This is a genomic window from Bacillota bacterium, assembly GCA_040754675.1.
Lineage (GTDB): Bacteria > Bacillota > Limnochordia > Limnochordales > Geochordaceae > Geochorda.
Genome location: JBFMCJ010000522.1, coordinates 1 through 2,808, shown reverse-complemented (window position 1 = coordinate 2,808; position 2,808 = coordinate 1). Strand labels below are relative to the sequence as shown.

Genomic DNA, 2,808 nt, shown 5'->3' with positions numbered 1-2,808 from the left:
CCGATGACCCAGGTCGTCCAGTTCGGTGACGGGAAATCCGTCAAGCTCGCCGGGCGCGGCGGACTCCTCGGCAACAACGGCACCGGCCGGCCGCTCGCCGGAAGCGTTTGAAACGCCGGCGCCGGCCGCCGCAGGCAGGAAGGACGCCGGAATTACCACAAGCGTACCGGCCAGGATGGCCAGCGCCATGGCTATGGCCGGCCATACCCGGATGCTGGTGCGCCACCGCATGGTACTCCTCCCTCAAGCCAGCAGAGTTTGGGACCGGGCCGGAGGGCCGGCAGAAGAAAAAAAGCCCCCTCGCCGCGCCGACGAGGGGGCACTCCCTGCCTCTTTTCAGCCACGGCCCTTTGCCTTACCGCGAGGCTCCGGAACCGAACCGAGGCGGGCGACCTGGCTTACCGGCCGCATCGCGCGGCCGGATCACAGTTGCGGGACAGCACCGGACTTTCACCGGTTTTCGCCATTACTGCCCTGCCATCCGGGGCGTCGGGCACCTCGGTCCTCGCTGCCTGCTCAATTGTAAGGTACCTTGCAACCGAGGCACATTCTAGGTAATCAGCGTCGCCGTGTCAACCCGCCCGGCCAGTTCGCCGCAGGCCTGGGCCTTCGTGAGTTCCTCGCGTGGCCCGGGCCAGCAGGAGCTGCCTGAGGTCCAGCCAAGTCCTGGAGGGAACGCCCTCTCCGGGCAGCGGGCATCACACTTGCAACCGTTACAAACCGTCCAAGGTTATATGTACGGCCCGGCCCGCTGGGAGAGTCCAAAGGGGTGCTTCGATGGAGGGTTGTGCGGTGAGGCGTATTGTGCTGCTCTGGCTCCTCGTGTTGGTAACCGTGGCGGTTGGTTCGACTTTCGCAGCGGCCGCGGTGAAAAACGTCATCCTGTTCGTCGGAGACGGTATGGGCATGGCGAGCATCGACCTGGCCCGGACGGTCCTCGTGGGCAGCGACGGGTACCTGGACTTCGAAAGGGCCGAGTATGCAGGCATCCAGAAGACGCATTCGGCCGACTCCCTGGTGACCGACTCGGCAGCGGCTGCAACGGCGCTGGCCACCGGGTTCAAGACAAACAACGCGTGGCTCAGCATCACGCCCGACGGCCGCTCGGTCAAAACCCTGGTGGAAGCGGCCCGGGAGGCGGGCAAGGCGACAGGACTGGTCACGACCGTTACCATTACCCACGCCACCCCGGCGGCGTTCGGCGCGCACACCACTTCCCGGGACGAGCTGCCGGTGGCCGATCAGTACGCCGCTTTGAAGACAGCGGACGTGTACATGGGCGGCGGTCTTGCGTTCTTCGTTCCGCGATCCGCACCCGGCAGCAAGCGCAGCGACGAGCGCGATCTGGTGCGTGAGTTTCAGGAGGCCGGCTACTCTTACGTCTCCAGCCGGGCGGAGCTCTTGTCGGCCTCCGCGCCAACCGGAAAGCTTCTCGGGCTGTTCGCCGAGGGGCACCTTCCGTATTACATCGACCGACCGTTCCTTGGCGTCGATGTGCCGACGCTGGCCGAAATGACTCAGAAGGCGCTCGATATTCTCAGCCGCGATCCCGAGGGCTTCTTCCTCATGGTTGAGGCCGGTAAGCCCGACTGGGCAAACCACGGCCACGATGCGATGACGGCGACCATGGAGATCTACGAATTGAACGAGGCGGTCAACGCCGCGCTGGATTTCCTCGAGGTGGACCCCAGCACGCTCATCGTCGTCACGGCGGACCACGAAACGGGCGGCGTGGGGCTCAGTGTGGGTAAGTATTTCATCAAGCCGGAGGTGCTCAAGCGCCAGCGGGTCTCGGCCGAAGTGCTGGCAGGTCTGGTGAAGGGCAAGGGTGACCAGGAAGTGGCGCAGGTCATGGCAGAGTTTGCCGGCCTCAGCGACCTGACGCCCGAGGAGCTCGCCAGGGTGAAGACCGCGTCGGCACGGGCCATTGCCGAGGTGATCGCCCAGCGGGCCCAGATCGGGTGGACCACGACCTCTCACACCGGTGAGTCCGTGCCGGTGTATGCGTTTGGCCGGGCGAGCTACCTGTTTGCAGGGGTCTACGACAACACGGACGTGGCGCGCAGGATTGCCAGCGCGGCCGGGTTGGAGCTGTCTCGGTAGCGACGGCTCCGGGGAGCGACGTGTGACCGTGGAGCGTGAGGAAGGGCCGGCAGCGGCTGTTTACCGGGTGGACGCCACGTATGGGGTGATGGTGAGGCCGGGTCAGCGGGTGAGACCGGGCGAGGCGCTCGGCCTCACCCGCTCTCGCCTGAAGGTAAGGGCGGCCCGAGAAGGCCAGGTGCACCGGATTGAGTTCGACCCCGCCTCGCATTGCTACATCATCCACGTACTGCCGCCCTCACCCCGGCCCGGGGGTTCTTCGCCACAGCCAGATGGCAACGGCGGGTCACCAGGCACCGGCGGCGGTGCTCGTGATGCCGGTGAGCCGGGCTGCCCAGGCGGTCGGGACGAGGGCGCCGACCAGGCCCGTGGAGGAAGGCCGCAGGCTCGCCGGCCCGGGCAAGGGGGCCCGGGGGGCGAGAAGGATTTTGGGGGATTTCGTCGAACGCCCGCCCCAGGGTTTCGGAAAAGTTTGTCAGTGTCCGTTTGTCCTCGTAGAGAAGCCCACAGGGAACGTAGACGGACCAGGTCGGACCTGTTCAGGGCAAACCCTGCGTGAGCAGGGGGCGCAAAGCCGCAGGTCTTCGGGCGGAGCCAGGGGCTGCCGAAGACGGCTGGGTTGCCGGGTCCGGAGGGCAGCCAGGTAGGCCGGGAGCTTACCTGGGGTGGCGTGTGTTCGGCGCCTGGCCAGCCATGCCGTGCTGA

General features: G+C 66.6%; 2 protein-coding genes and 2 riboswitches. Of the genes, one reads left to right on the top strand and one right to left on the bottom strand.

The window, feature by feature from the left end; all coding sequences use genetic code 11:
- Positions 1-231 (bottom strand): hypothetical protein (locus AB1609_20135; protein MEW6048752.1); only part of this gene is annotated, 231 nt, incomplete at its 3' end.
- 134 nt (positions 232-365) lie between these two features.
- Positions 366-516: riboswitch (cobalamin riboswitch) on the bottom strand.
- A 276-nt stretch (positions 517-792) separates the two neighbouring features.
- Between AB1609_20135 and AB1609_20130 the strand changes: the two genes are divergently transcribed.
- Positions 793-2,103: an alkaline phosphatase gene (locus tag AB1609_20130; protein ID MEW6048751.1), complete on the top strand. Its 1,311-nt coding sequence runs from the start codon at positions 793-795 to the stop codon at positions 2,101-2,103.
- 533 nt (positions 2,104-2,636) lie between these two features.
- Positions 2,637-2,730: riboswitch (cyclic di-GMP riboswitch) on the top strand.
- The last annotated feature ends 78 nt before the right edge of the window (positions 2,731-2,808 follow it).